Source organism: Novosphingobium kalidii (genome assembly GCF_040534015.1).
GTDB classification, from domain to species: domain Bacteria; phylum Pseudomonadota; class Alphaproteobacteria; order Sphingomonadales; family Sphingomonadaceae; genus Novosphingobium; species Novosphingobium kalidii.
The window spans coordinates 39,702-66,145 of sequence record NZ_JBEWLY010000004.1 but is presented as its reverse complement, the minus strand read 5'-3'; the positions used below and the strand labels follow the sequence as shown (position 1 = coordinate 66,145).

General features: G+C 63.6%; 26 protein-coding genes. 14 read left to right on the top strand and 12 right to left on the bottom strand.

The annotated features are described in order from the left end of the window. Positions 1-8: 8 nt before the first annotated feature. Positions 9-470 (top strand): group II truncated hemoglobin, encoded by a 462-nt coding sequence (locus tag ABVV53_RS01090; protein WP_353982474.1) that lies wholly within the window; start codon positions 9-11, stop codon positions 468-470. Positions 471-548: 78 nt separating this feature from the next. Here the strand turns inward: ABVV53_RS01090 and thiD are convergent, their stop codons facing one another. The 3 genes from thiD to glmM are packed head-to-tail and all read right to left on the bottom strand — an operon-like array spanning position 549 to position 2,877. Then, complete coding sequence (gene thiD / locus ABVV53_RS01085; RefSeq protein WP_353982473.1) at positions 549-1,313, bottom strand: bifunctional hydroxymethylpyrimidine kinase/phosphomethylpyrimidine kinase; 765 nt, start codon at positions 1,311-1,313, stop codon at positions 549-551. Then, positions 1,310-1,537: a DUF1272 domain-containing protein gene (locus ABVV53_RS01080; RefSeq protein WP_353982472.1), complete on the bottom strand. Its 228-nt coding sequence runs from the start codon at positions 1,535-1,537 to the stop codon at positions 1,310-1,312. Before ABVV53_RS01080 ends, thiD begins: the two co-directional genes overlap by 4 nt. After that, the gene (gene glmM, locus ABVV53_RS01075; RefSeq protein WP_353982471.1) at positions 1,537-2,877 is read right to left on the bottom strand and encodes a phosphoglucosamine mutase; all 1,341 of its coding nucleotides are present in this window, start codon (positions 2,875-2,877) and stop codon (positions 1,537-1,539) included. The genes ABVV53_RS01080 and glmM overlap by 1 nt, the downstream gene beginning before the upstream one ends. A gap of 100 nt (positions 2,878-2,977) precedes the next feature. On the opposite strand from glmM, the gene ABVV53_RS01070 reads away from it, so the two are divergent. After that, positions 2,978-4,249 carry a dicarboxylate/amino acid:cation symporter gene (locus ABVV53_RS01070; protein WP_353982470.1) on the top strand — a complete coding sequence of 424 codons (1,272 nt, stop codon included), beginning with the start codon at positions 2,978-2,980 and terminating at the stop codon, positions 4,247-4,249. Positions 4,250-4,255: 6 nt separating this feature from the next. On the opposite strand, the gene ABVV53_RS01065 is transcribed toward ABVV53_RS01070, so the two are convergent. Further along, a complete protein-coding gene (locus ABVV53_RS01065) occupies positions 4,256-4,864 on the bottom strand; it encodes an HNH endonuclease (protein WP_353982469.1) in 609 nt (202 codons plus the stop codon). A gap of 160 nt (positions 4,865-5,024) precedes the next feature. Between ABVV53_RS01065 and gluQRS the strand changes: the two genes are divergently transcribed. From gluQRS to ABVV53_RS01045, 4 genes are all read left to right on the top strand, one after another. Further along, the gene (gene gluQRS, locus ABVV53_RS01060) at positions 5,025-5,867 is read left to right on the top strand and encodes a tRNA glutamyl-Q(34) synthetase GluQRS (protein ID WP_353982468.1); all 843 of its coding nucleotides are present in this window, start codon (positions 5,025-5,027) and stop codon (positions 5,865-5,867) included. Further along, positions 5,864-6,094 (top strand): hypothetical protein, encoded by a 231-nt coding sequence (locus tag ABVV53_RS01055; protein WP_353982467.1) that lies wholly within the window; start codon positions 5,864-5,866, stop codon positions 6,092-6,094. The genes gluQRS and ABVV53_RS01055 overlap by 4 nt, the downstream gene beginning before the upstream one ends. 3 nt (positions 6,095-6,097) lie before the next feature. Continuing rightward, positions 6,098-6,667 (top strand): cob(I)yrinic acid a,c-diamide adenosyltransferase, encoded by a 570-nt coding sequence (locus tag ABVV53_RS01050; protein ID WP_353982466.1) that lies wholly within the window; start codon positions 6,098-6,100, stop codon positions 6,665-6,667. 129 nt (positions 6,668-6,796) lie between these two features. Continuing rightward, entirely contained in the window at positions 6,797-7,666 is an 870-nt protein-coding gene (locus ABVV53_RS01045) for a 3-hydroxyacyl-CoA dehydrogenase family protein (protein WP_353982465.1), read from the top strand. A 36-nt stretch (positions 7,667-7,702) separates the two neighbouring features. Here ABVV53_RS01045 and mutS read toward each other — a convergent pair whose 3' ends face one another. Next, on the bottom strand, positions 7,703-10,282 hold the full coding sequence (gene mutS, locus ABVV53_RS01040) for a DNA mismatch repair protein MutS (protein ID WP_353982582.1): 2,580 nt from the start codon (positions 10,280-10,282) through the stop codon (positions 7,703-7,705). 140 nt (positions 10,283-10,422) lie between these two features. On the opposite strand from mutS, the gene ABVV53_RS01035 reads away from it, so the two are divergent. Beyond that, positions 10,423-12,684 carry an NADP-dependent malic enzyme gene (locus ABVV53_RS01035; RefSeq protein ID WP_353982464.1) on the top strand — a complete coding sequence of 754 codons (2,262 nt, stop codon included), beginning with the start codon at positions 10,423-10,425 and terminating at the stop codon, positions 12,682-12,684. A 54-nt stretch (positions 12,685-12,738) separates the two neighbouring features. Here the strand turns inward: ABVV53_RS01035 and ABVV53_RS01030 are convergent, their stop codons facing one another. Further along, complete coding sequence (locus ABVV53_RS01030) at positions 12,739-13,503, bottom strand: sulfite exporter TauE/SafE family protein (RefSeq protein WP_353982463.1); 765 nt, start codon at positions 13,501-13,503, stop codon at positions 12,739-12,741. Positions 13,504-13,701: 198 nt separating this feature from the next. Here ABVV53_RS01030 and ABVV53_RS01025 point away from each other — a divergent pair, with 198 nt between their 5' ends. After that, entirely contained in the window at positions 13,702-15,750 is a 2,049-nt protein-coding gene (locus ABVV53_RS01025; RefSeq protein ID WP_353982462.1) for a TonB-dependent receptor domain-containing protein, read from the top strand. A 32-nt stretch (positions 15,751-15,782) separates the two neighbouring features. Here the strand turns inward: ABVV53_RS01025 and trmB are convergent, their stop codons facing one another. Both trmB and ABVV53_RS01015 read right to left on the bottom strand, forming a co-directional pair. Then, positions 15,783-16,496 carry a tRNA (guanine(46)-N(7))-methyltransferase TrmB gene (gene trmB, locus ABVV53_RS01020; RefSeq protein ID WP_353982461.1) on the bottom strand — a complete coding sequence of 238 codons (714 nt, stop codon included), beginning with the start codon at positions 16,494-16,496 and terminating at the stop codon, positions 15,783-15,785. A 216-nt stretch (positions 16,497-16,712) separates the two neighbouring features. After that, positions 16,713-17,495, bottom strand: coding sequence for an inositol monophosphatase family protein (locus ABVV53_RS01015; protein WP_353982460.1), 783 nt, complete (start codon positions 17,493-17,495; stop codon positions 16,713-16,715). Between the two features lie 160 nt (positions 17,496-17,655). Between ABVV53_RS01015 and ABVV53_RS01010 the strand changes: the two genes are divergently transcribed. Further along, entirely contained in the window at positions 17,656-18,597 is a 942-nt protein-coding gene (locus tag ABVV53_RS01010; RefSeq protein WP_353982459.1) for a helix-turn-helix domain-containing protein, read from the top strand. Positions 18,598-18,604: 7 nt separating this feature from the next. On the opposite strand, the gene ABVV53_RS01005 is transcribed toward ABVV53_RS01010, so the two are convergent. Both ABVV53_RS01005 and glpX read right to left on the bottom strand, forming a co-directional pair. Beyond that, positions 18,605-19,540, bottom strand: a complete 936-nt coding sequence (locus ABVV53_RS01005; RefSeq protein ID WP_353982458.1) for a ribose-phosphate pyrophosphokinase — start codon at positions 19,538-19,540, stop codon at positions 18,605-18,607. A 115-nt stretch (positions 19,541-19,655) separates the two neighbouring features. Then, positions 19,656-20,636: a class II fructose-bisphosphatase gene (gene glpX / locus ABVV53_RS01000; protein WP_353982457.1), complete on the bottom strand. Its 981-nt coding sequence runs from the start codon at positions 20,634-20,636 to the stop codon at positions 19,656-19,658. Between the two features lie 68 nt (positions 20,637-20,704). Between glpX and ABVV53_RS00995 the strand changes: the two genes are divergently transcribed. After that, positions 20,705-21,145 carry a hypothetical protein gene (locus ABVV53_RS00995; RefSeq protein WP_353982456.1) on the top strand — a complete coding sequence of 147 codons (441 nt, stop codon included), beginning with the start codon at positions 20,705-20,707 and terminating at the stop codon, positions 21,143-21,145. A 6-nt stretch (positions 21,146-21,151) separates the two neighbouring features. Here the strand turns inward: ABVV53_RS00995 and ABVV53_RS00990 are convergent, their stop codons facing one another. After that, entirely contained in the window at positions 21,152-22,456 is a 1,305-nt protein-coding gene (locus ABVV53_RS00990) for a homoserine dehydrogenase (protein WP_353982455.1), read from the bottom strand. A 96-nt stretch (positions 22,457-22,552) separates the two neighbouring features. Further along, positions 22,553-23,398: a hypothetical protein gene (locus ABVV53_RS00985; RefSeq protein ID WP_353982454.1), complete on the bottom strand. Its 846-nt coding sequence runs from the start codon at positions 23,396-23,398 to the stop codon at positions 22,553-22,555. 343 nt (positions 23,399-23,741) lie between these two features. Here ABVV53_RS00985 and ABVV53_RS00980 point away from each other — a divergent pair, with 343 nt between their 5' ends. The 4 genes from ABVV53_RS00980 (at position 23,742) to ABVV53_RS00965 (ending at position 26,383) form a co-directional block, all read left to right on the top strand. Beyond that, complete coding sequence (locus ABVV53_RS00980; protein WP_353982453.1) at positions 23,742-24,422, top strand: energy transducer TonB; 681 nt, start codon at positions 23,742-23,744, stop codon at positions 24,420-24,422. A 69-nt stretch (positions 24,423-24,491) separates the two neighbouring features. Beyond that, positions 24,492-25,265, top strand: coding sequence for a MotA/TolQ/ExbB proton channel family protein (locus tag ABVV53_RS00975; RefSeq protein WP_353982452.1), 774 nt, complete (start codon positions 24,492-24,494; stop codon positions 25,263-25,265). Positions 25,266-25,380: 115 nt separating this feature from the next. Beyond that, positions 25,381-25,914 (top strand): ExbD/TolR family protein, encoded by a 534-nt coding sequence (locus ABVV53_RS00970; protein ID WP_353982451.1) that lies wholly within the window; start codon positions 25,381-25,383, stop codon positions 25,912-25,914. A gap of 34 nt (positions 25,915-25,948) precedes the next feature. Continuing rightward, positions 25,949-26,383: an ExbD/TolR family protein gene (locus tag ABVV53_RS00965; protein ID WP_353982450.1), complete on the top strand. Its 435-nt coding sequence runs from the start codon at positions 25,949-25,951 to the stop codon at positions 26,381-26,383. Positions 26,384-26,444: the final 61 nt, after the last annotated feature.

Genomic DNA, 26,444 nt, shown 5'->3' with positions numbered 1-26,444 from the left:
CCGGATCAATGTTGCGCCGCCCAACTTCGCCCATCAAGGCTCATGTCCAGACCGAAAACCTCCCGCCTGTGACCAACGACACGCTCTCCAAGCCTGCCACGCCTTTCGACCGGCTGGGTGGCCATCCAACCATGGAGGCGATCTGCAATCGTTTCTACGACCTTGTCGATAGCGATCCTGCTTATGCGGAGCTGCGAGCCATGCATGCGGCAGACCTTGCCCCGGTGCGCAAGGGTCTGCCGCTTTTCCTTGCGGGGTGGGCCGGCGGCCCGCGCGACTGGTTTGAAGCCAATCCAGGCCGCTGCATGATGAGCCTGCACGCGCCCTTCAAAATCAATCGCGCCGTTGCAGAGCAGTGGGCTCAGGCCATGCAGCGCGCCATTGCCGATGTCGCACCTGAGCCGCCGGAGCTTGCGAAAGGGCTATCGCGGGCGCTGAGCGACCTTGCCATAGCCATGGGCCGAGACTGAACGCCCCTCCGCCAGCGATAAGAGGGAGGTGACACAAGGGTCATCTGCAAAACCGTCAGGAGCGCAGCGTTCCGCAGTTTAGAAGCGCACGGCCTGATGACCCATCGGCCCATGGCCCGCGCCCAGGCCCGGCGCGGCTTCAAGTGCAGCCCGTACGAATAGGCGCGCTCTTTCGACCGCCTCCTGCAGATCGAGACCGCGTCCAAGTTCCGTCGCGATGGCACTGGAGAGAGTGCAGCCGGTGCCATGGTTGTGACGCGTGATTATACGCGGCGCGCGCCACTCAACCGGGGGCAGACCCGGGCGCAGCAGCCTATCCACGACCACAGCGCCAGGCGCATCTCCACCCTTCGCGAGATAAGCCAGGTTTCGAGTGGCCATGGCGTCAGACCCGCCAAGCGCGGCCAGTTCAGGCACGTTCGGGGTAGTAAGCGCAGCCAGCTTCATCAGCCGTTCGAAGGCTGCGATTGTGTCTGCATCGGCAAGCACGGAGCCGCTGCTGGCGATCATGACGGGATCGAAGACCACCGGAACAGTCAGCTGCTCCAGCCGGTCCGCCACGGTGTGCGCCACGGTCGCGGATCCCAGCATTCCGATCTTCACCGCATCCACGCCAATGTCCGCGACACAGGCATCGATCTGCGCTGCGACCATTTCCGGCGAGACGACATCCACGCCTGTCACTCCAAGCGTGTTCTGCGCAGTGATCGCGGTGATCGCCGTCATCGCGAAACCGCCCAACATCGTGATCGTCTTGATATCCGCCTGAATGCCTGCACCACCGGAACTGTCGGACCCGGCGATAGAAAGGACGCGAGGTGGAGCGGATGTCTGCGCGGTCATACCGCCTTGAAGCGCCGTTGCGTTGCCGGCGGACTCTTCGCCTGGTGCTGCTTAGCCCGCGTAGGCCGGTCAACCAACTCACCCTTGCAGTTGGGGCACAGGTCGTCGAGCGCTTCAGCGCACTCGGCACAGAATGTGCACTCGAAGCTGCAGATGAATGCGCCGGGATCTTCGGCGGGAAGATCGGTGCCGCAGCGCTCGCAATCGGGGCGCATCTCCAGCATCAGGCCGCCGCCCGTTCAACTGCGGCGCAAATGGAGGCGACTGCGGCCTCCACTTCGCCGGCATCGTCGCCTTCGGCCATGACCCGGATGACGGGCTCGGTACCGGACGGACGAATGACGAGGCGGCCGTTGCCGTTCAGCGATGCTTCCGCGTCGGCAATCGCGGCCTTGACGCTATCCGCCTCCAGCGGCTTGCCGCCTGCGAAACGCACGTTCCGTAGCAGTTGGGGGACGGGGTCGAACAAGTGCAGCAACTCGCTTGCCCGCTTGCCGGACTGCACCAGCGCGGCGAGAACCTGAAGCGCCGCTACGGTACCGTCGCCGGTCGTAGCATGGTCGAGCAGAATCATATGACCGGACTGCTCGCCCCCCACGTTATAGCCGCCCTTGCGCATCGCTTCGAGCACGTGACGATCGCCCACGGCTGTACGGACGAGACCCAGCCCACGTCCCCGCAGGAATCGCTCAAGCCCCAGGTTCGACATGACCGTGGCGACCACGCCTCCGCCGGAAAGGCGCCCTTGCGCTGCCCATTCGCTGCCGATCAGCGCCATGATCTGGTCGCCGTCGACGACTTGGCCTTTCTCGTCGACCACGATCAGCCGGTCGGCGTCGCCATCGAGGGCAATGCCGATGTCGGCGCCGGAAGAGACGACCGTCTCCTGCAACGCGCCGACGTGTGTCGAACCACAGTTCAGATTGATGTTCCGCCCATTCGGTTCAACGCCCAGCGCGAAGACTTCGGCGCCGAGTTCCCAGAATGCGGAGGGCGCCACTTGGTAGGCCGCGCCGTTGGCGCAATCGAGCGCGATCTTCAGCCCGTCCAGCCGGATCGCCTTGGATAGCGACTGCTTCACGGCATGAATATAACGCCCCCGCGCGTCGTCGATGCGACGGGCTCTGCCGATCTCGTCCGATGATGCAAGGGCGAGGTCTTCAGCCAGCATCGCTTCGATCGCAAGCTCATCCGCGTCGGAGAGCTTGAAACCATCGGGGCCGAACAGCTTGATGCCGTTATCCTCATACGGATTGTGGCTGGCCGAGATCATCACGCCCACGTCGGCGCGCAGTTCCTGCGTCAAAAGCGCCACGGCGGGCGTCGGCATCGGACCGAGCAGGACCACGTCCATGCCGACCGAAGTGAAGCCTGCCACCATAGCGTTCTCCAGCATATAGCCGGAAAGCCGAGTGTCCTTGCCGATGACGACCCGGTGCCTGTGATCGCCGCGCAGGAACCGGGTGCCAGCGGCCTGCCCGACCTTCATCGCGGTGACTGCCGTCATAACGCTGGCGTTTGTGCGCCCGCGGATACCGTCGGTGCCGAAGAACTGCTTGCCCATTTGCGCTCCTTACCTGGACCTCCCTATCGCGGGTTTGCTGACAAATTGCTATGTCGCGATGGGCTGCTAGAGTCACTCTTTCGAGACCCGTAGGAGCGATATGAAGGCTGAAAGCAGCGCGACCCGCATGCCCGAGATCCGGGTGCCCGCCGGTCTCACCTTCCTGGGTCTTGCGCTTGGCCTTGCGGCCGGATGGCTTCTGAGGGGCACCTCCACGGCAGCGCCGGTGCTTGCGGTCGCCGGGCCGGTCGGCAAGCTGTGGCTTCAAGCTCTGACGATGACGATCCTGCCACTGGTCGCGGCGCTGCTGTTCAATGGCGTGGTGGAGACTATCGCCGCAGCCAGAGGAGGCACAACCGCTCGACGGGCGCTGGGGCTTATTCTTGGGATACTCGCGGCGAGCGCTGTCCTTGGCGCCGTGCTCACACCGCTGGTGCTCAAGCTCTCGCCCGTGCCTGCCAATGCCGCCGCCGCGATCGGTGCGCAAAGTGCGGATCCCGGCCCCGTGCCCGGGATCGCTGACTTCCTCGCGTCACTGATCCCGGGCAACATCGTGGCAGCCGCCGCCGAGAATGCGATGCTGCCGGTGATCGTCTTCTTCGCACTCTTCGCCGTCGCTTCCACTCGGCTGGCCGAAGCGCCGCGCCGCAGCCTGGCCGTGCTGTTCGAGGCGATCGCCGGCGCCATGATGGTGGTCATCGGCTGGGTCCTCGCCGTCGCGCCCGTGGGTGTGTTCGGTCTTGCCTTTGCCGTCGCTGCCAGCAGTGGCGGCGCCGCCATCCAGGCGTTGGCCCACTACATTGTGATCGTGACTTGCGTGGGCGGTGTTGTTTTCATTGGCGGCTACGTGCTCGCGATAGTCGCCGGCGGCCGTACGCTGACCGGATTCGCGCGGGCATTGCTGCCGGCTCAGGCTGTCGCCTTCTCGACCCAGTCCTCGCTCGCGAGCCTGCCGGCGATGCTGGTCTCCTGCCGCAAACTTGGCTTGCGCGAAAGTACGAGCGAGTTCGTACTGCCGCTCGCCGTGGCATTGTTCCGCTCGACGGGACCGGGCATGAACATGGCCGTTGTAATCTATGCCGCGCACCTGACGGGTGTCACGCTCACGCCCGCTGCTCTGGCAGCAGGAGCGCTCACCGCATTTGCGACCACCTTCGGCGCTGTTTCACTGCCGGGCGCCATCAGCTTCGTCACTTCGGCGGGGCCCGTCGCCATTGCGATGGGTGTACCGGTAGAACCGCTGGCGCTACTCGTAGCGGTGGAAATGCTGCCGGACCTGATGCGCACGATCGGCAACGTGACAATGGACGTGGCGATCACCACTGTCGTGGATCGGCAGGAAGACGGCGATTTGCCAGCGACGCTTCACTGAGGACGCCTACGCCTCCAGTTCGACATCCCAGTAGAGCCAGTCCCGCCAGGTCTCGTGCAGATAGTTGGGGGGAAAGGCCCGGCCACGCTCCTGAAGCTGCCAGTTGGTCGGCCGGATCGGCTGTACGATCGGCGGCATCTTCGCCTGCTTCGGCGTGCGTCCGCCCTTCTTCATGTTGCACGGCGCGCAGGCCGTAAGGATGTTTTCCCAACTGGTGCGTCCGCCCAGCCTGCGGGGGACGACGTGGTCGAAGGTGAGGTGATGCTGGCTGCCGCAATATTGGCAGCTGAAACGATCGCGCAGAAACACGTTGAAGCGGGTGAAAGCCGGAAACTCGGAGGGCTTTACGTACTGGCGAAGCGCAATGACCGAAGGGATCTGCATCGACCAGCTCGGCGAGTGGACCACCCGCTCATAGGTGCTGACGATGTCCACTCGCTCCAGCACGACCGCCTTGATCGAGGTCTGCCAGGGCCAAAGGCTCAGCGGGTAATAGGAGAGCGGCGTGTAATCCGCGTTCAGAACCAAAGCAGGGCAATCGGAAAGGCTTCGGGAGGGATCCCCCTCCGCGCTGCGGAAGCAAGCCGCGCGCTCCATCAGCTCCGACTTGAGCATGGCCTCCTGTCGCAGGCCGACATTGCGGTTTGATGGCAAACCATAATTGCTTCATCAGCACCTGTGCGAAGGAACGTCAAGCCGCAGATGCTTATCGGCTCACTCAATCCACAACCGCCGGTAACTTGCGCCCTTGACCCACACGAGTAGACCCTGCGGGATGCGTACCCGCTTTGCCCCCAGTCCCAACGGTCCGCTGCACCTCGGCCACGCCTATGCGGCCATTGTTGCACATGATCTTGCCCGATCAAGCGGCGGCGCATTCCTGCTGCGAATCGAAGATATCGATGGGGAGCGAAGCCGCCCGGAATTCGTCGAGGAGTTCCTCGCTGATCTTACATGGCTTGGCCTCGCCTGGGATGAGGCGCCGGTGTTCCAGTCAAGCCGGCTCTCCACTTATGCGGATGCCGGAGAGTGGCTGAAGGCAATGGGTCTGCTGTACCCGTGCCGCTGCAGCCGGACGGAGATCGCAGTCTCTGCAACGCAAAGCGGCCCGGACGGTCCTGTCTATCCCGGCACTTGCAAGCACCGTAACGTGAACCCCGCTGGAGCAGCCTGGCGCCTCGACATGCAAGCAGCACTCGCCGTCACAGGGCCGCTCGAGTGGGTCGATGCAGTGGCCAGCCGGCAACGTGCAACGCCCGAGACCCTTGGAGACGTGGTCCTTCTGCGCAAGAACTTGCCGGCCAGCTATCACCTCGCTGCAACCCTTGACGACGCGGCTGACGGGGTGACGCTTGTCACGCGCGGGCTCGACCTGTTCGCCGCCAGTCACGTGCACCGCCTCCTGCAGGCTCTGCTCCACCTGCCCGTCCCCACCTGGCACCATCATGGCCTGCTGGTAGAGCCGGACGGACGCAAGCTCGCCAAGCGGCGCGGCGCTCCCTCGCTCACGGATCGCCGCCGTGCGGGAGAGGACGGCAAGGCGCTGGCAAATGCCCTTCGGGACGGGAGGCTGCCCACTGGCATTTCGCTCGCCCACACCCTACCTAGTGAGCCATGAGCTATATCCTTGTCCCTATCATAATCGCCCTGGTGGCGATGGTCGTGGTCAGCCTCGTGCGAGGCATCATTGCCTTCCTCAAAAGCACCAAGATGGATCTCGAAAGCGATGCCGGAACCGGCGCGACCGAGATGCAGTTGATGCAGAACAAGATGATGTTCGCGCGCATCAAGTACCAGGCGCTTGCGGTCATTGTGGTCGCGGTGCTGCTCGCGGCTTCGCGCTAAGCCTTGGTCCGCCTCAACCGGATCTACACGCGCACCGGCGACGACGGCACCACGGGCCTCGTCGATGGCTCGCGCTTGCCCAAGTACGCCGCGCGCATGGAAGCGATCGGCGCTGTCGACGAAGCGAACAGCGCCATCGGTCTGGCGGTCTGCGCTCTTCAGGGTAGCCCACATGCAGAGGTGCTCACGCGCATCCAGAACGACTTGTTCGACCTGGGCGCCGATCTCGCGACCCCCGGTGAAGACTTCACGCCTGGTGAAATGACGCTGCGCATCGTCGCTTCGCAGGCCGAATGGCTGGAAAGTGCGATCGACGCGTTGAACGATGGGATGGAGCCGCTGCGCAGCTTCATCCTTCCCGGCGGGACCGAGGCTGCCGCACGGGTGCACATCGCGCGCGCCGCAACCCGCCGCGCCGAGCGTGCGGTGACCGCTCTGGCCGCCGAAGAACCCACCAACCCCGCCGCGCTCGCCTATATCAATCGGCTGAGCGACTACCTCTTCGTGCTGGCCCGTGCAGTCAACGCGGACGCCGGTGGCGATGTCCTGTGGGTTCCTGGCCAGAATCGCTGACCTAATCGCTAGCCTTCGCCCAGCGTGAACGACGGTTGGCTTGAGCACGCGCTAGCCGCTCTTCCAGTTTTCTTGCGCTGACATTGCCGCTACGCAGCCGCCGAACCAGTTCACAAAGGGAGGCTTGGCGTGCAGACAGTCGCGATCATCGGTGCGGGTATCATGGGAGCGGGCATCGCCCAGACCGTCGCGTCCAAGGGGATGGACGTGATTTTGTCGGACGTCTCTGTCGAACTCGCCGAGAAGGGCAAGGCAGGCATCGGCAAAGGCGTTTCCAAGCTGGTCGCCAAGGAAAAGATCAGCCAGGCCGACGCCGACGCGCTGCTCGCCCGCATCACCCCGGTCGGCGATTACGCGCCGATGGCGAAGGCCGACCTGATCATCGAGGCCGCGACCGAGCGCGAGGACATCAAGGCCAAGATCTTCGAGGCCGCGGGCAAAGTTCTGGGCGCCAACGCGATCATGGCGTCGAACACCAGCTCCATACCGATCACGCGCATGGCTGCGAACTCGCCCGACCCGGCGCGCTTTTGCGGGCTGCACTTCTTCAATCCGGTACCGGTGATGGGCCTGGTCGAAGTGATCCCCGGCCTCGCGACGTCGCAGGACACGATCGACCGGATGAAGGCCTTTGGCGAGAGGCTCGGCAAGACCGTCGTGCTTGCTGGCGACGCGCCCGGCTTCGTCGTCAACCGCATCCTGTGTCCGATGTTGAACGAAGCGATCTTCGTTCTGGGTGAGGGCCTCGCCTCGGTGGAGGACATCGACGCGGGCTGCAAGATCGGCCTCAACCACCCGATGGGGCCGCTAACATTGTGCGATTTCGTGGGTCTCGACACTCTCTACGAGATCATGAAGGTGTTCCATTCGACTACGGGCGATCCAAAGTACCGCCCCGCCCCGCTGCTACAGAAGTACGTCGAGGCCGGCTGGTACGGACGCAAATCCGGCCGCGGTTTCTACGACTACTCGGGCGAGAAGCCGGTCCCCAGCAGGTGAGGGCCGGCCGGTACTGATCCTCCTCAAGCGGGAGGATCAGTCCGCCGCCGTCTCGCGCTTGAGTTCATAGAGCAACTCCAGCGCCTCACGCGGGCTGAGCGCATCGACGTCGACGTCCTTCAGCCGCTCACGCAAGGTATCGCAAGCCTCCTCGCGTGCGGCCTCGGCGGCAGCAAATAGCGGAAGGTCGCCCAACCCTGCGGCGAGACCGCCCGTTTGTGCACGGCCCTTCTCCAGCTTGTCGAGCACCGCCTTGGCACGCGAAACCACCTTTGCGGGCACGCCGGCCAGCCGGGCGACCGCAAGGCCATAGCTGCGATCCGCCGGTCCCTCTCCCAGTTCATGCAGCAGGACAAGTTCGCCTTTCCACTCGCGCGCACGGACATGGTGAAGCGAGAGGGCATCGCAGGTCTCCGCCAGTCGCGCCAACTCGTGATAGTGAGTCGCGAACAGACAGCGGCAGCGATTGGTCTCGTGCACCGCCTCGGCCACCGCCCAGGCCAGCGCCAGCCCATCGTACGTGGATGTGCCGCGGCCGACCTCATCGAGGATCACGAAGCTGCGCTCCGTCGCTTGCGCCAGGATCGCAGCCGTCTCCACCATCTCGACCATGAAAGTGGAACGCCCGCGCGCCAGGTTGTCCGAAGCGCCGACGCGGCTGAACAAGCGGTCGACAAGGCCGATCTTGGCGGCCTGCGCGGGCACGAAGCCGCCGGCTTGCGCGAGAAGGACGATGAGCGCGTTTTGGCGCAGGAAGGTCGACTTACCGCCCATGTTGGGACCGCCGATCAACCAGAGCCGGTCCTGCGGAGACAGCCGGCAGTCGTTCGCGACGAAGCGCTCTCTCTGCGCCGCCAGCGCCGCCTCGACTACCGGATGACGCCCGCCTTCGATTTCGAGGCAAGGCTCCTCAACGATATCGGGCCGGGACCAGCCACTTTCTGCCGCGCGCTCTGCCTGGCCCGCCGCTACGTCGATGCGGGCGAGCGCCGCGGCCGTTGCCGCGATCGCATTGCGCGCAGCAACGGCGGTGCCGATCAGCTCCTCGAAGTGCGCTTCCTCAGCCGCGAGCGAGTGAGCACCTGCTTCGGCAATGCGGCTCGCTTCCTCGTGCAGCGCCAGCGCATTGAAGCGCATCGCACCCGCCATCGTTTGCCGGTGCGTGAAGCCGCTTTCCGGCAGGAGCAGCTTGTCGGCATGGCGCTGCGGCACTTCCACGAAGTAGCCGAGCACGTTGTTGTGCTTGATCTTGAGCGCGGCAACGCCGGTCTCGTCGCGGTATTTCGCTTCCAACGCGGCGATGGCGCGGCGCGCGTTCCCGGCGGTCTTGCGCAGTTCATCAAGAGAGGCGTCATAGCCCTCGGCGATATAGCCACCTTGCCCGCGCTCGGTCGGGGGCGCGGATACGAGCGCCCTGGAGAAAAGGTCTACCAGCGCGCCGTGGCCCGCCATTGCAGGCATCAGGCGCGCCAGGAGTGCAGGTAGCTCGCCCTTGCGCCCGAGACGCTCATGCAGCCTGCGGCCGCCGCTCAGACCATCGCGTAGCTGCCCGAGATCGCGAGGCGATCCGCGCCCTGCAACCACTCGGCCAAGCGCGCGGCCAATGTCCGGCAGCGCACGCAGGGCACCACGTAGATCCTCGCGCAGCAGGGCATCCTCGTAGAGCCAGGCTACCAATTCAAGGCGCTCCGCGATGGCGATGCGGTCAGTCAGCGGCGCCGAGAGATCGTCGGCCAACTGGCGGGCGCCCGCCCCCGTGACGCAACGATCGACAGCATCGATCAGGCTCCCCTTGCGTCCACCCTGCGAGGATTGGAGGATTTCGAGACTAGCGCGGGTCGCCTCGTCCATTGCCAGAGCCGTGCCGCTGCTGCGTACTTCCGGCGGCAAGAGAAGCGGCAGTTTGCCGCGTCCGACGTGGTCCAGATAGGCAATCAGCCCTCCTGCCGCCGCTAGCATGGCGCGCGAGAACATGCCGAACCCGTCCAACGTGCCGACGCCATGAATGGCCTTCAGGCTTGCCTCGCCCGTTTCGCTGGCGAAGTCCCGCGAGGGCCGCCCAATGGCGCCATCGGGCGTGCCTTCCCACACCTCCGGCACGACCAGTTCGCTCGCCCCCACCCGGGCCAGCGCGGCGCTTACTTGATCGGCCGCGCATTCCTCCAGCTCCATCCGTCCGGTGGAGATGTCGCAAGCGGCAAGGCCTATGCTGCCGCGCAGCTCGCACACGGCGGCCAGCACGTTGGCGCGACGCGGCTCCAGCAGCGCTTCCTCGGTCAGCGTGCCAGCGGTGACGAAGCGCACGATGTCCCGCGCCACAAGTGCTTTGGATCCGCCGCGCTTCTTGGCCTCCGCAGGGCTCTCGGTCTGTTCGGCGATAGCGACTCGGCACCCCGCGCGAATCAGGCGTGCAAGATAGCCCTCCGCCGAATGGACTGGAACGCCGCACATCGGGATCGGCGCACCGGCGTGTTCGCCGCGACTGGTGAGCGAGATGTCGAGGATTGCGGCGGCTTTCTGAGCATCTTCGAAAAACAGCTCGAAGAAGTCTCCCATGCGATAGAACAGCAGGCAATCGCCGGCTTCCTCGCGCAAGGCCAGGTACTGCGCCATCATGGGCGTTGGAGCCGCAGTTTCTCCCATCGCCGGACGGTTAGCGCCGCTGACTGCGACTTGGAAACCCAGGCAGACCAGCTTTCCCCTACCAAGAGCAGTCAACATTGGTTAGGGGCAGGCGCTTCTGCGGGAGATTACGCGTGTCCGACGAAAACAGGGTCCAGTTCACCGAGCGCGAGGCGCTTTTCTATCACCGGACGATCCGCCCTGGTAAGATCGAGATCATAGCGTCCAAGCCGATGGCGACACAGCGCGACTTGTCGCTGGCTTATTCGCCGGGCGTCGCGATCCCCGTGCAGGCGATCGCGGACAACCCGAGCGACGCCTACGAGTACACCGCCAAGGGCAATCTCGTGGCCGTCATCTCGAACGGCACTGCCATTCTGGGCATGGGCAACCTGGGCGCCCTCGCCTCCAAGCCCGTGATGGAAGGCAAGGCGGTGCTGTTCAAGCGCTTCGCCGACGTGGATTCGATCGACATCGAACTCGCGACCGAAGATCCAGATGCCTTCATCGAAGCTGTCGCGCTGATGGAGCCGAGCTTCGGCGGCATCAACCTTGAAGATATCAAGGCGCCGGAGTGCTTTGTCATCGAGCAAGCCTTGCGCGAGCGGATGAAAATTCCGGTCATGCACGATGACCAGCACGGCACCGCGATCATCGCGGCAGCCGGCGTGCTCAACGCCTGCCACATTACCGGGCGCGCGCTGAAGGATGTGCGCGTGGTGGTCAACGGTGCCGGAGCCTCGGCACTCGCTTGCACGGCCTTGGTCAAGGCTATGGGCGTGCGGCACGAGAACGTGATCGTCTGCGATCGCTCCGGCCCAATCTATCCCGGCCGGGACAATGTCGACCAGTGGAAGAGTGCGCACGCGGTTCCCACCACCGCGCGTAGCCTGGAGGAAGCGCTTGTCGGCGCCGACATCTTCCTTGGCCTGTCCGCTGCCGGCGCGCTCAAGCCGGCATGGGTCGCCAAAATGGCCGACCAGCCGATCATCTTCGCCATGGCGAATCCGACTCCCGAGATCATGCCCGATGATGCTAAGGCCGTGCGGCCGGACGCAATCATCGCCACCGGCCGCTCGGACTATCCGAACCAGGTCAACAATGTGCTTGGTTTTCCCTTCATCTTCCGCGGGGCGCTGGATGTGCGGGCGACCGCCATCAATGAGGAAATGAAAGTGGCCGCCGCACGCGCCATCGCTGAGTTGGCGCGCGAGCAAGTGCCCGAGGAAGTCGCAGCCGCTTACGGCAAAAATCATCAGTTCGGGCCCGAATACATCATCCCCGCGCCTTTCGATCCGCGGCTGATGGAGCGAGTCTCCTCTGCCGTCGCGAAGGCGGCAATGGACAGCGGCGTTGCGCAAACCGCGATCGAGGATTTCGACGCTTACCGCCACGCGCTGAAAAGCCGGCTCAATCCGACAACTTCGGTGCTCACGAACGTCTACGCACAGGTAAAGCAGGATCCCAAGCGGATGATCTTCGCTGAGGCCGAGCACGAAGTGGTGCTGCGCGCTGCCATCCAGTACCGCGACTTCGGCTACGGGGAGCCAGTGCTCGTCGGCCGTACCCAAGCCGTGCTCGACAAGATGGCGGAGCTCGGCGTCAGCGAACCTCAGAGCTACCAGATCGAGAACTCAGCCGTCTCCAACCACGTGGAACCCATGGTCGAGATGCTATATGAGCGGCTCAAGCGGCGTGGCTATCTTGAGCGGGATGTCCGCCGCATGGTGAACCAGGACCGCAACGTCTTCGCGTCCGGACTGCTAAAGCTGGGCGTGGGCGATGCGATGATCACCGGCATGACGCGCCCCTTCGCACAATCCATGAAGGAAGTGCGGCGCGTGCTCGATCCCAAGCCGGATGCGCTACCGTTCGGCATCCACATGATCGTCGGCAAGAACTACACCGTGTTCCTTGCGGACACGACGATAAACGAGCGACCCAGCTCTGAAGAGCTTGCACTTATCGCCCGGGAAACCGCAGGCGTCGCACGGCGCCTCGGCCATGAGCCGCGTGTGGCGTTCCTCTCCTACTCCACGTTCGGCAATCCTTCGGGGCGCTGGCTCGATAACATCCGGGGAGCGGTGCAGATTCTCGACCAGGAAGAGCAGAACTTCGAATACGAAGGCGATGTCGCACCCGATGCCGCTCTCAATCCGAACATCATGAAGCTGTATCCGTTCTCCCGCCTTTCGGCGCCGGCGAACGTGCTGGTGATGCCCGGCCTGCAGTCCGCCAACATTTCCGCGAAGTTGCTTCGCGAGCTGGCAGGCGCAACGACCATCGGCCCGATGCTGATCGGCATGGAGAAGCCGGTGCAGGTCGTTCCCATGACCGCGATCGCCCCAGACGTGTTGACGAGCGCGGTCCTGGCAGCAGCAGGGGTTACCGGATAGAAAGTTTAAAGCGCTGGGCCGCGGGCCCAGCGCTTTGAGTTTCTACAGCTGGCGTCAGAACCAGGCCTTGTAGATTCCGAACACGCTGGTCAGGGTGAGCACGACGCCTACCATGATCAGCATTGGCTTGGCCGGAATACGCTTCGCCGCCCAAGCACCGATCGGGGCCGCCGCCACGCCTCCGACAAGCAGGCCCAGCGTTGCCCCAGCCACATCGGCAATCCCCAAGTGCAGGATAAACGCCAGCGAGACCGTGAGCGTCAGGAAGAACTCCACTGAGTTCACTGTCCCTACGACCTTGCGCGGATCGGCTCCCTGAATCAGCAAGTTCGAAGTCACGACCGGCCCCCAGCCTCCGCCGCCCGCTGCATCGAGGAAGCCCCCTACCAAACCGAGCGGAGCGATGAGCTTCGCGTCTTTCAGCTTGGGTGGGTACAGAACACCGCGCACCAGCAGCCAGATGCCGATGCCCGTAAGATAGAGCAGCACGAAAGGCTTCACCGCACTCGCATCCAGCGAGGAGAGGACGTACGCCCCCAGAACGCCTCCAATCACGCCGGGCACAAGCAGGCGCAAGAACAGCCTCTTGTCGATGTTTCCGTGGATGAGGTGGCTGATGCCCGAAATGCCGGTCGTGAAGCATTCGACCAAGTGCACGCGCTGGGAGGCCAAGGCCGGGGGCACCCCCAGAACGGCGACGAGCAAAGTATTTGAAATCACCCCGAACGCCATGCCCAGGGCGCCATCGACGATCTGCGCAGCGAATCCGATGGCGATAAACGGCAAGATTGCAGCGGGATCAAAACTACCAATGTCCATGCGCAACGGCTCCAGATCCTATTGTCCACCTATATACTAGACTTTCTCAGCCGTGGTCCAGACGAAATGTGTTTGCTGCTGCTCAAGCTCCGCTTTCCCGAAGTCGGTACTAACGGAAGGTAACTGCACGATCCCACTTGAACAACGATATAACGTAACATAGAGGAGCTGCATTCCCGCAGGTAAAAGGTCTCCCTGGTGAAAATTCGCAGCATCCTGTTCTCGGCCGTATCGCTCTCGGCCTTCCTGCCCCACGCGGCCCAAGCCGCGCAGGCCGGCAGTTCCGGAACCAAAGAAATCATCGTCACTGCTTCGCCGCTGGAGCAGAGCGCTGACGAGACCGCCACTCCCGTGCTGACACTCACGGACGACGAACTGGTGCATCGCCGCCAGGCAACGCTGGGCGAAACGCTGGCCGGGCAGCCCGGCATCAACTTCGATAATTTCGGCGGCGGCGCCGGTCGCCCGGTGATCCGGGGGCAAACCGCACCACGCGTACAGACGCTGTCGGACAGCTCGAACCTTCAGGACGCCTCGACGATCTCGCCGGATCACGCCATCTCAACCGAGCCCCTGCTGCTCCGTGGCATCGAGGTGCTGCGCGGGCCTGCAGCGCTGATTTACGGCGGCGGAGCCATTGGCGGCGCGATCAACCTTCTGGACGAGAAGGTGCCGACAAGTCTGCCAGAAGGCGGCATCACGGCAACTGCAGAAGGCCGGCTGGGGACGGCTGACAAGGAACGCTCCGCTGTGGGGGGCGTGACGGTCGCGGTCGGCCCGATCGCCCTTCGCGCGGAAGGCGTCTACCGCGATACCCAAGATTACCGCGTTCCCAGCAGCTTCGGCGAAGATCGCGTGCACGGCTCCTTCAACGACACGAACACGGTGACGCTCGGCGCATCATGGGTCGGCGCCGGAGGTTATCTGGGCTTCGCCTATACGCGTCAGCGCAGCGAGTACGGCCTTCCCGGCCATGAGCACGAGTACGAAGGCTGCCATCCGCACGGGCTCAGCTTGCACTGCGGCTCGCATGACGATGAGGCGGATGAGCATGACGACCATGATCACGAACATGAGCACGAACATGATGAGGTGCCGATCGTAAAGCTGCGGAGCAACCGCTTCGACATTCGCAGCGAGTATCGCGACCCGCTGCCCGGCTTCGAGAAGGTGCGGTTCCGGATGTCGTTCACGGATTACGAGCACGACGAAATCGAAGACGATGAAATCGCCACCACTTTCAAGAACAAGGCTCACGACATCAGATTCGAGCTGACGCACAAGCCCATAGCAGGTCTTCGTGGTGTTCTGGGCGTCCAGCACTCGGAAAGCGACTTCAGCGCACTTGGCGAAGAAGCCTTCCTGCCCCGCAGCGAAACCCGCAACACGGCGCTCTATCTGATGGAGACCGTGCAAGCGGGTCCGGTCCGCTTCGAGCTTGCCGGACGACAGGAATGGCAAAGCATCGAAACTTCGCTCAACAGGCGGGCCGAGCACAACCCCTTCTCTGTCTCGGGCGCAACTGTGTGGACCATCAAGGACGACTACTCGCTTGCCCTGTCGCTTGCCCGCTCACAGCGCGCACCGAATGTTCAGGAGCTCTATGCCCGGGGCGTCCACCTGGCGACGAATACCTATGAGATCGGCTCCGCGACTCTCGGCAAAGAGACATCGCGCTCAGTAGACCTGACGTTCCGTAAGACGGACGGCGACACGACCTTTACCATCGGCGTGTACCATCAGGACTTCGACAACTACATCTATGCGGACACTCTCGACCGCTTCGAAGACTTCCGCCTTGTCCGCTACACCGGAGTGGATGCGACCTTCAGCGGCATTGACGGAGAGGTTCGGCACCAGTTCGCGCCCTACTTCGCCGCCGCAATCTTCGGAGATTACGTGCGCGCCAAGATCAAGGACGATGGTGGCAACCTGCCCCGCATCCCTGCAGGCCGCCTCGGCGGCAGGCTTGATGGCGACTTCGGCCCGCTTTCGGCAGACGTCGAGTACTTCCACGTCTTCAGCCAGGACCAGACCGCTGAGTTCGAGGCGGCGACTCCCAGCTACAACATGGTGAACGCCACTCTCGCCTATCACATGGACCTGGGCGCCGGAACGCGGGGCGAGTTCTTCGTGAGAGCCACCAACCTGACGAACGAGCTGGCGTTCAACCACGCTTCGTTCATCAAGAACGCATCTCCGCTTCGGGGGCGGAACGTCGTCTTCGGTGTCCGCGCCGGCTTCTAAACTTCACCAGCTGACGCGCGAGATATCGCGCGTCAGCGCCGCCGATATCGAAAGTACCAGACCTCGTGACCCTGCTTGCGGGCCTTGGCTTCGTACCGGGTCTCGGGCCAACCGCCTGGACGCTGAAGGAAATCAGCGGGTTTCTCGCCGAGCCAGTCGAACTGCGCCCGGTGGCGCTGCATCACCATGAGTGCGTGGCGTAAATAGATCGGGTGATCGGTGCCGAAGCGCAGCTCGCCGCCCGGCTTGAGCTTGGCAGCGAACATCCGCACCGGACCATCGTTCATCATCCGCCGCTTGGCATGGCGCGCCTTGGGCCAGGGGTCGGGATGTAGCAGGTAAAGAAACGAGAGCGCTCCGTCGGGAATGCGAGCAAGCACCTCCAGAGCGTCACCGTGATGGATGCGTACGTTACCCAGCGGCGCACCTGCTCCGTTGTCGCCCGACACATGCACGAGTGCTTGCGCCACGCCGTTGACGAAAGGCTCGCATCCGATGAACCCATGGTCCGGCAGCATGTCGGCACGCCCGGCCATGTGTTCGCCACCACCAAAGCCGATTTCGAAATGCAGGGAGCAGGGACGCCCAAACAGGCGCTCGGCGGTCACTGGACCTTCCGTCGGCACAGCTATTCGGGGCAATAGCTCCTCGACCAAGGCCTGTTGCCCCGTCCGCAGGGCCTTGCCTTTGGCGCGGCCGTAAAGCCGATTGAGAGTCGTGGGATCACCGGGCTTGTTCGCAGTCATGGCGCGGCGCGATGACAGGCACGCTCTGCACGGTCAATGCCGACCAGCGTCATTGCCTCTCGAAATGAAGACGTGTCTGCTCGTTTGTCCAACTCAGCAGGTAGTCTCGCTCAACCATCTCTGAACCGGCCGCGGTCCATTTCGCGGCCACCCAAGGCGCATCCGAGCAGGACACCCGGCGGGGCATGTTCCGGAGGAACAGCGCCCCGGTGGACGTCAGTGGTGGCAGGTCATCGCCTCGATCACGTCCTCAAGTCTGGCTGGGTCGCCGATCGCGAGAACGCGCCCGTCCGACCCTGCATGGAGCGGCTCGCCATTCCAATCGCACATCGTTCCGCCCGCACCCTCCACGATTGGCACGAGCGCCGCCCAGTCATGCAGCTTCAGCCCGGCTTCGCAGATTACATCAAGATGGCCGCTCGCCAGCAAGCCGTAGTTGTAGCAGTCGCCGCCCATCATCATTCGCTTGTGATCGGTTCGCGCTGCCAGAGCCATGAAGTGCTCACCTTCATGATCGTCGAAATACTGCGGTCCGGTCGTGGCCAAAGCCGCCCGATCCAGCTTGGGACAAGGCCGCGTCCGGGCATCGGATCCGTTGAAGCGCGTGGGGCGTCCGCTGACACCCACCCAGCGCTCCTGCAAAATCGGCTGGTCGATGACCCCGAGCACTGGCCAGCCGTCCACCAGCAGCGCGATCAGAGTGCCGAAGATCGGGCGGCCCGCCAAGAACGACACTGTTCCATCAATGGGATCGAGCACCCAGGTGCGCCCACTGGCACCTTCCTCCGTGCCGAATTCCTCGCCGATGACGCCATCGCGTGGGACTTCTGCCTTGAGGGTGCGGCGCATAGCTTCCTCAGCGGCTCGGTCCGCTATCGTGACCGGCGATGCGTCGGATTTGCTTTCCACTTCCAGCCCGGAACGGAAATGCGGACGAATGGCAGCGCCCGCCACATCGGCGAGGCGAATAGCGAGGGCGAGTTCAGCGTCTAGGTTCATCCTGTATCTGTTACACTCCCTCCGGAGCGCGGCAAGCCGTACAGCTGGCAACCCCTGTAAGAAAATCTAGTCGGCACCCGATACAACCGCGGCGAAACAATTGTCACATCTCCATCGTTTGTCCTATCCTCAACCTGGGGCAGATTGAAGTTGAGGAGGCATGACTCATACGGCGCGATCAGCGGTCGATTCCCGCTCCGTTCCTGAACTCGGTTATACACGCAACGGGCTGCCGCTTTCATACAACCGCGCCCCCGCCAGTGATTTGGCTGACTGGATTGCAAGGCTTGGTGTGATCCAGATCGATCTGCCCCCGGGAGAGACACTCTCGTGCGGGCTGTTTTCCGAGACCCCAAGCCTGCGTGTGCAGCTCGCGGGCGATTGTGAGGTGGAGACGCTTGCCGGCCTGCAGCAGCACCAAGCGCGTAACGTTCTTTTCTGCGGGCCTCAGTCCCGCCTCAGATCGCTGCGCGTAACCAGCTCGATTGTCAGCCTCATCGTGGCGCTGCGGCCCAGCGCCTGTAACGCACTGATCGAGCTGAACGGACCAGACTTGGTCGACAGGGTCATTTCTCCCCCGGATGACTGCTGCGAACATATCCTATCCCTCATCAACCCGGCTGGAACGCCCGAGGACTGGCTGGTCAGGCTCGAGGGGTTCTTTCGCGATCATCTCGCCACGCTGCCGAACGCAGAGCCTGACCCAGTGACGGCTCACTTCGAGAAAATCGCGTTCAGGGATCCCGCGATGTCCATCTCGCAAGCCGCGCGTGAAATCGGAGTAGACCGGCGACGCCTCGAAAGGCTCGTGAGCCGCGACTTCGGGATGCCCCCCAAGCAAGTGCTTAAGCGCGCCCGAGCGCTCGACATGGCGAGCTTCTTACGGGGCGTTGCCGATAAAGAGGAAGGGCAGGCTTTCGCCTTGCGCTATTACGACGAAAGCCACTTGATCCGCGAGTTTACGGAACTGTTCGGCATGCCGCCAGGCCGGTTCAAAGCGCTGGCGCAACCATTGCTGACAAGTTCGCTGGACGCCCGTCAGGCCCGTCGGCTCGAGACGCTAGAACGCCTTGCCCCAGGGGCCAAGCGCCCCTGGGAATAAGCTTCGTTCAGTCAAACAGGCTGGAAACCGAGCTCTCGTCAGCGATGCGGCGGATTGCTTCGCCCAGCAGCGGCGCAATGGTCAAGCTGCGGATACGAGAGGATTCGCGAGTTGCATCGGTGGCCAGGATGGAATCGGTGATCACCAACTCCTTCAGGGCCGAATTGTTCACGCGCGCCACAGCACCGCCTGACAGAACGCCGTGCGTAATGTAAGCGGTGACGCTTTCCGCGCCCTCATCCAGCAGAGCTTGCGCCGCGTTGCACAAGGTGCCGCCCGAATCGATGATGTCGTCGATCAGAATGCAGGTACGCCCCTTTACGTCGCCGATGATGTTCATCACCTCGGACTGACCTGGCCGGTCGCGTCGCTTGTCCACGATGGCCAGCGGCGCATTATCGAGCCGCTTGGCCAGGGAGCGAGCGCGGACCACGCCACCGACGTCCGGCGAAACGACAGTGAGTTCCTGCCCGCCGAGGCGCGCCTGGATGTCGGCTGACATGACCGGCGCGGCAAAAAGGTTGTCCGTCGGGATATCGAAGAACCCCTGGATCTGCCCTGCGTGAAGATCGACGGAAAGCACGCGGTCCGCTCCCGCCTGCGTGATCAGGTTCGCAACCAGCTTGGCGGAAATCGGCGTACGCGGACCAGGCTTCCGGTCCTGCCGGGCATAGCCGAAGTATGGCACCACTGCGGTAATGCGCTTGGCCGAGGCGCGGCGCAGCGCATCGATGCAGATCAGCAGCTCCATCAGGTTGTCGTTTGCAGGGTAGCTTGTGGGCTGCACCACGAACACGTCTTCTCCGCGCACGTTCTCATGGATTTCGACGAAGACCTCCTCGTCGGCGAACCGCCGGACGCTGGCGTCGGTCAAAGGCAGTTCAAGGTACCCTGCGACCGCACGCGCGAGAGGCAGATTGCTGTTGCCGGACAAGATCTTCATCGCAGGAATTCCTCAGCGGGCGCCTGACCAGCGCGTCGAAACGCCCCTGCCTCTAGTCATGCGTCACGCGATTGCAATACGCGCCGGGGCACTGGTCCCCGGCGCAGAGGCTTACTCACTTACGGTGCTCGCCGCGGATCCAGCGAACTGTGCCCGAGCTGGCGCGCATGACGACGCTCTCAGTCGTCATCTTGCCGCCCTTGAGGCGCTTCACGCCATCCAGGAGTGAGCCGCTGGTGACGCCGGTTGCCGCGAAGATGCAGTCACCTTTCGCGAGATCGTCCAGCTTGTAGATGCGATCAAGGTCTTCGATACCCCACTGGTGCGCGCGGGCGCGCTCATCGTCGTTGCGGAACAGCAGGCGGCCGTTGAATTGTCCGCCGACGCAGCGCAGCGCTGCAGCGGCCAGCACGCCTTCCGGCGCACCGCCCGACCCCATGTACAAGTCGATGGTGGTGTTCTCGTCCGTCACCGCGATGACGCCGGCCACATCGCCATCCCCGATCAAGACTACGCCGCAGCCCAGCCCGCGCAATTCCGCGATCAGTTCGGAATGACGTGGGCGATCGAGGACGCACACGATGATCTGGTCGGGTCGCACGCCTTTGGCCGCGGCGACCGCCTCGACGTTCTCGGTCGGACTCTTGTCGAGCGAGATCACGTCCTCGGGGTAGCCCGGTCCCACGGCCAGTTTGTCCATGTAGACATCGGGCGCATTCAACAGGCAGCCTTCCTCTGCGGCGGCGAGCACCGCCAGCGCGTTGGGGCCGGCCTTCGCAGTGATCGTCGTGCCCTCGAGCGGGTCGAGCGCGATGTCGATCTTGGGCCCCGTCCCGGGCGCTCCGCCGACTTTCTCGCCGATGTAGAGCATCGGCGCTTCGTCACGCTCGCCCTCACCGATGACCACGGTGCCGTCCATGTAGAGCTCGTCGAAAGCCTTGCGCATGGCTTCCACTGCTGCGTGGTCAGCCGCCTTCTCATCGCCGCGGCCGATCAGTTCCGATGCTGCGATCGCGGCCGCCTCGGTGACACGGACCATTTCGAGCACCAATACACGATCGAGAACTTTGCTTGCAGGTGTCGGCTTTTGCGGCATGTTCACTCCGGATTAAGCGGTGGCGGCGTGCTGATAGGGCACGAAGCGCTTAAACAGGGGAACCGGGATTGTCGAGACGATGCACCCCGCTGCTGGCGCTGACCATTGCGGCAGCTACCTTCCCGCTACCGTGTTCGGCGCAAGAGGTGTCCGCTGAAGACCGGGCTGTCGCCCGTAAGCTCATGGCAAACCAGGGGCGGCTTACCCCACCCCTGCGGCCACGCTGCGAGGCGCCCAGAGGTAACGACATCGTCGTATGCGCGCAGGACGAGGAGCAGTTCCGCGCACAATCGAGCAGCGACATCGATCCGACTTCCAAGTACGGAACGGACGACGGGCGGCTTAGCCCCCCGGATGTCGCCGGCGGAGGTATCTTCAAGGGCAAGGCCACCGCGACGATCTGCTGCGCACCGCCTCCTGCTTACATGATCGACCTTGCGAGCATTCCCGAAGCGCCCGCAGGATCGGATGCCGACAGGATCGCTAAAGGCGAGATCCGCGCACCTTGATACGCATCAAGTGATGATCTGCATCACCAATGGCGGTGCGGCCAAGGCGTCGGAGCCCTCAAGAATCCGCAGAGCTTCACTCACTGCTGATTCGGGACCTTCGTGCGTGACAAGAGCTACGATTACCTCGCCCGCAGCTTCGCCCCGGCCTTTCTGAATGAAGCTCTCGATCGAGACGCCGGCGTCGCGCATGGCGGCCGTGATCTCGGCCAGGACACCGGGACGATCCGGGACAGTGAAGCGAATATAAGCCCTTCCCATCCGGTGTCCTGATTGCGCCGGCTCAAGGGCTTCCAGTTCGTGCGAGGGCATCGAGAAAGCAGCGCCCTTTTCCCCTCGTGCGATGTCGATGAGATCCGCGACGACCGCGCTCGCCGTCGGTCCATCTCCCGCACCGGCTCCCTGAAACAGCAAGCGCCCCATGAAGTTGCCTTCGGCAACGACTGCATTGGTGGCACCGTCCACGCTTGCGAGCGGGTGATCGCACGGCACCAGGTGCGGACGCACACGCTGGAACAAGCCCGGCGCCGTACCGACGCGGTCGATCTCCGCGGTGCCGATCAGGCGAATGACGTAGCCCAGCGCCCGCGCCTGCGCGATGTCCGCAGCCAGCACGCCGGTAATGCCGGTTGTCTCCACTGCGTCGAAGCGCAGACGCGCACCGAACGCAATGGCGGCCAGGATCGCCAGCTTGTGCGCCGCATCGACACCCTCGACATCGAACGTAGGGTCGGCTTCCGCATAACCAAGGCGCTGCGCCTCGGCCAGCACGTCGGCGAAGTCGCGACCGGTGGCTTCCATGGTGGTCAGGATGTAATTGCAGGTGCCGTTGAGAATGCCATAGACGCGCTCGATCGCGTTCGCTGCGGCGCCTTCGCTCAAACCCTTGATCACGGGAATGCCGCCAGCAACTGCGGCCTCGAACTTGAGCGCAACGCCCGCCTGCTCCGCAGCGGCGGCAAGCTCCAGACCATGGTGCGCGATCATCGCCTTGTTGGCGGTCACCAAAGACTTGCCCCCGGCAATCGCGTTGCGTGCCAAGGCCAAGGCCGGTCCGTCCGAACCGCCCACCATCTCGACCACGACGTCGATCTCAGGGCGCAGGGCCATCTCAGCGGGGTCGTCGAGCCACTGATAGCGCGACAAGTCGACGCCGCGGTCCTTGCTGCGGTCACGCGCACTGACTGCCGCGATACGAATCGGACGACGGGCGCGGCGGGCAATCAGTTCGGCATTGGTCTCGATCAGGCGCACGACGCCGGATCCAACAGTTCCGAGGCCGGCGAGGGCGATGTTCAGCGGTTCAGCCATGGTGCTCCCTTTCGGGAGCGCGCACTAAGGCAGAGGCGCCGCGAATGCCAGCGGCTTGGCTACACCAACACCTCGCTTCCGTTTTTTGCCTATCCTTCACCTCGTGCGGCGGCAGGGTCCTAGGGCGTTCATCACCATTCGATAGTCGGCCTCCGCCATGCGGCGGGCTTCCAGCGTTTCGGACAAGTTGGCGCCGACGGGCGGGTCTTGCGGCAAGAAACAGGCGAGCCGATACCATTCGAGGCTCTCGCGTTGCGGCGGGCGGCCCACGTCGGCCACGAGTTCCGAGAACGAGACGCCCCATTCCGAAGGTCGATCTTGGTAGTGGCGCACAGTGATGGATGCGGCCGACGAATCCGCAGTGTTGAGGAAAATCTGCGTCTCCCCTTCCCCGGCAAGCGTTCCCGGAACATGGATGAGCTCACGCACACCGGTTACCTCTCCCGGTGCATCAGGAGCGAGCAGCGCCGTTACGATCCCCCGCACGCGCGCCTCTGTGGCCTCACTCCAGGGGACTTGGGCGGAGGGCTGGACCAACTGCAGTTCGCCGGACCGCCCCGGTACCGGCCGGGCAAAGAGAAGAACCCCGTCTTTCTTGCGGAACGGCGGCTTGCCGTTGGCGTCGAGAGGCAGATCGACGAGATAGGCAAAGGACTCACCGATCGGCGTCCTCCCGGTAATGAGCGCAAGCGTCTCTGCTTGAACGTAGAACCGGCTCTTGCCGGGTTGCAGACCCGGGGCCCGCGAATCCTCGATGGGGACAATCTTGCGAATGCGCGCTTGCACGACAAGCGGAGCCGAATCAGCCAAGTCTGCAAGGTCGGCGTACGTCACGCCGGCTGCCGGCGGAAGCAAGGATGCCTGAGCCTGCGCGGCGGGGCTGAAAGCCGCTAGGGGCGCGGCGGCGAGAAGCGCGGGCGCAAGGCGTCGCAAGGTCGACATGTACACATCATCTCCGTTGGTGCGCGGCTGAACCGCATGACATGGTGCGCACCGATCGCCAATTCACCCCTTCTATCGGCAATTTCGCGCTGAATCCCGTGTTAACCGCGCCGCACCTTAGAAGGTCGTTGCACGGGTGGGGCTTCACCGCTAAGGAAATGCGCAAAAGCGGGGCTAATAGCTTAAAAATCGCCCCACGGTTCGCTCAAACGAATATCTTCGTTATGGGTTGGCCGTCAGCCGTCAGGGTGGATATAAACAGTTTCTTCATGAGTGCCGTTGCGGCGGTGCACATGGGTGCCCCGGACGTCGTCCGGGCTGTTAGATGGAGTGATGTATCTGAATGGCTTACGCTGACCAATCGATGAGCGGTAACAAGATTACCGCGATCGTCATTGTTGCGCTGGTACATATCTTCATTGGTTACGCGCTCGTCACCGGCCTCGCCTATGAAGCGGCGAAACAGGTCATTCAGAAGGTGACCACCGTGGACATCAAGGAAGAAGAACCGAAGAAGGAGGAACCGCCGCCACCTCCGCCGGAGCAGAAGCAGCCCGATGTGGCTCCACCGCCTCCGGTGGCTCCGCCGGTGAAGATCAATGTCGCAACGAAGCCGCCCGCGATCGAGACGGTCCGGGTTGCGCCGCCTGCTCCGCCAGCACTTATTCTGGCGCCGCCGGCTCCTGTTCCTGCGCCTCCCGCCCCGCCGCCGCCACCGGCACCGAAGGGTCCGACCACCGCGGCTCAGCCACGGGGGAACCCCGGCTCTTGGGCCACTCCGGATGACTATCCGCAGCGTGCCCTTCGCGAAGAGCGGACCGGCACGACCGGCTTCCGGGTGACGATCGACACCAACGGACGCGTGGTTGATTGCCAGATCACCAGCTCAAGTGGCTCGCCAGACCTTGACGAGGCCACCTGCAAAAACGTGAGTCGCCGCGCGCGCTTCAAGCCCGCCCTGCAAAACGGCGAGCCGGTGCAGAGCACCTACAGCAACCGGATCCGCTGGGAAATTCCACGGTGACATGATTAGGCTGCGCAGACCTGCGCGGCCAACCACCTTCGCTTTATTGTCTTAAGAGGATTCAACCGCATGCTTATCCTTGACCTTCTCGCCGCTGGTGCTCAGGGCGCCCCGCAGAACAAGTTCGGCTTTGCCGAGGCGCTGGAACAGGGCGGTTTCATCGCCTATGCGACCGTCATCATCCTTGCGATCATGTCGTTCGGCTCGTTCTACATCCTGTTCACCAAGTGGTTCGAACAGTCGAAGATCCTTCGTCAGTACCAAGCCGTGCGCACGTCTTTCTGGAGGGCTCCGACCCTTCGCGAAGGCGCTACCAAGCTCGAGAAGAACAGCGCTTGGCGCCAGATTGTTGACGATGGCCTTGCCGCCGAAGAGCAGCACTCGAAGATGACCGATGCTCTCGAAGCGCATGACTGGATGCATGGCTCGCTCGCTCGCTCGGAAGCGACGATCAACGCTCGCCTTGCTTCGGGCCTACCGTTCCTCGCCACCGTCGGCGCGACCGCTCCGTTCATCGGTCTGTTCGGCACCGTCGTCGGCATCTACCGCGCTCTGATCGCCATCGGCCTTGCCGGTTCGGCATCGATCGACAAGGTGGCTGGCCCCGTCGGTGAGGCGCTCATCATGACCGCTCTCGGTCTGCTCGTCGCCGTACCCGCCGTGCTCGCGTACAACTATCTGCAGAGCCGCAACAAGCGCATCGCCGAGCTGCTCACCGGCTTCTCGAGCGACGTCCTGGCCAACATCAGCTCGCGTGGCAACGTGAAGCCTGTGGTTGCGTCGACTGCCGCCAAGCCGGCTGCTGCGACCGCCAAGCCTGCCGCAGCCCCCGTCAAGTCGTAAGACTATGCGGGCGATGGACGGGGTGCCCGTCCATCGTGCGGACGGGAGAGGCAGTGGGCGGGCATGCGCGTCCACTGCCCTCTCCCGAGGCAAAGCTAGGAACTAGGATAAGACTATGGCGATTTCTACGGGCGGAGGCGGTGCAGACGCACCGATGTCCGACATCAACACGACGCCGCTCGTCGACGTGATGCTGGTGCTGCTGATCATCTTCCTCATCGCGGTTCCGGTCGCGATCCAGACGATCGAAAGGCTACGCATTCCGATCATCGAATCGGCTGAATCGAAAGACAAGGTCGAGAACCTCTTGCTGACGGTTTCCACCACTGATGCGGCGGGCCGCGCCGCCGGCGAGCCGGGCTTCCAAGGCGCCTCACGGAACGGCGAATGCCGCGTGTACTTCAATAACATCACGCCCGTGAGCTCCGAGGAACTGCGTGACCGCGCCTTCGAGCGTCTGGACAACATCGTAAAGCGTGAAGGCGGCCCCGAAGCGCTCAAGAACAATCCGGAAGCCATCCCGCAGGTTCATATCCGCGGCGACGTGGAAGCGCCGTGGCGCTGTGTGGCCGGTGCGATCTACAACGTGCAGGTTTCGGGCTATCCGACCGTGGGCTTCATCTCGAACCCCGTCGATCCCGGCGCGTGACGTCAGCCTAAGATAGAAACCAGGAGTACTCCCTATGGCAATGTCAGGAGGCAGCGACGACGGCGCGCCGATGATGGAGATGAACACGACGCCGCTCATCGACGTCATGCTCGTGCTGCTCATCATGTTCATCATCACCATCCCGGTGGCGACCCACTCGATCGACATCGACCTTCCGGTTGCGGCACCGCCGACGGATACGCCGCCGCCGGTCGATCCGATCAAGAACAAGGTCGTGATCACGCCCGATAACGAGATCTTGTGGAACGGAACGCCAATCGATGGCGCGATGCTGCTCGGCAACCTGCAGGAATCGCTGACTTACGCAGTCGAGCCGGAACTTCAGTTCCAGCCCGAAGCTCAGGCCAGCTATGACCTCTCGGCTAAGGTGCTCAACATCATCAAGAGCTCGCAGGTCACCAAGTTCGGCTTCGTCGGTAACGAGCAATACTCGGAATTCGACAAGTAAGGCGCGCAAACGCAAACCGGTCCCGGACGGGCAACAAGGGGCGGAGAAATCCGCCCCTTTT

Coding starts and splice junctions, on each gene's coding strand:
- ABVV53_RS01090 (WP_353982474.1), top strand. CDS start 9: ATGTTGCGCCGCCCAACTTCGCCCATCAAGGCTCATGTCCAGACCGAA.
- thiD (WP_353982473.1), bottom strand. CDS start 1,313: ATGACCGCGCAGACATCCGCTCCACCTCGCGTCCTTTCTATCGCCGGG.
- ABVV53_RS01080 (WP_353982472.1), bottom strand. CDS start 1,537: ATGCTGGAGATGCGCCCCGATTGCGAGCGCTGCGGCACCGATCTTCCC.
- glmM (WP_353982471.1), bottom strand. CDS start 2,877: ATGGGCAAGCAGTTCTTCGGCACCGACGGTATCCGCGGGCGCACAAAC.
- ABVV53_RS01070 (WP_353982470.1), top strand. CDS start 2,978: ATGAAGGCTGAAAGCAGCGCGACCCGCATGCCCGAGATCCGGGTGCCC.
- ABVV53_RS01065 (WP_353982469.1), bottom strand. CDS start 4,864: ATGCTCAAGTCGGAGCTGATGGAGCGCGCGGCTTGCTTCCGCAGCGCG.
- gluQRS (WP_353982468.1), top strand. CDS start 5,025: ATGCGTACCCGCTTTGCCCCCAGTCCCAACGGTCCGCTGCACCTCGGC.
- ABVV53_RS01055 (WP_353982467.1), top strand. CDS start 5,864: ATGAGCTATATCCTTGTCCCTATCATAATCGCCCTGGTGGCGATGGTC.
- mutS (WP_353982582.1), bottom strand. CDS start 10,282: ATGATGGCGCAGTACCTGGCCTTGCGCGAGGAAGCCGGCGATTGCCTG.
- ABVV53_RS01030 (WP_353982463.1), bottom strand. CDS start 13,503: ATGGACATTGGTAGTTTTGATCCCGCTGCAATCTTGCCGTTTATCGCC.
- trmB (WP_353982461.1), bottom strand. CDS start 16,496: ATGACTGCGAACAAGCCCGGTGATCCCACGACTCTCAATCGGCTTTAC.
- ABVV53_RS01015 (WP_353982460.1), bottom strand. CDS start 17,495: ATGAACCTAGACGCTGAACTCGCCCTCGCTATTCGCCTCGCCGATGTG.
- ABVV53_RS01010 (WP_353982459.1), top strand. CDS start 17,656: ATGACTCATACGGCGCGATCAGCGGTCGATTCCCGCTCCGTTCCTGAA.
- ABVV53_RS01005 (WP_353982458.1), bottom strand. CDS start 19,540: ATGAAGATCTTGTCCGGCAACAGCAATCTGCCTCTCGCGCGTGCGGTC.
- glpX (WP_353982457.1), bottom strand. CDS start 20,636: ATGCCGCAAAAGCCGACACCTGCAAGCAAAGTTCTCGATCGTGTATTG.
- ABVV53_RS00990 (WP_353982455.1), bottom strand. CDS start 22,456: ATGGCTGAACCGCTGAACATCGCCCTCGCCGGCCTCGGAACTGTTGGA.
- ABVV53_RS00985 (WP_353982454.1), bottom strand. CDS start 23,398: ATGTCGACCTTGCGACGCCTTGCGCCCGCGCTTCTCGCCGCCGCGCCC.
- ABVV53_RS00980 (WP_353982453.1), top strand. CDS start 23,742: ATGGCTTACGCTGACCAATCGATGAGCGGTAACAAGATTACCGCGATC.
- ABVV53_RS00975 (WP_353982452.1), top strand. CDS start 24,492: ATGCTTATCCTTGACCTTCTCGCCGCTGGTGCTCAGGGCGCCCCGCAG.
- ABVV53_RS00970 (WP_353982451.1), top strand. CDS start 25,381: ATGGCGATTTCTACGGGCGGAGGCGGTGCAGACGCACCGATGTCCGAC.
- ABVV53_RS00965 (WP_353982450.1), top strand. CDS start 25,949: ATGGCAATGTCAGGAGGCAGCGACGACGGCGCGCCGATGATGGAGATG.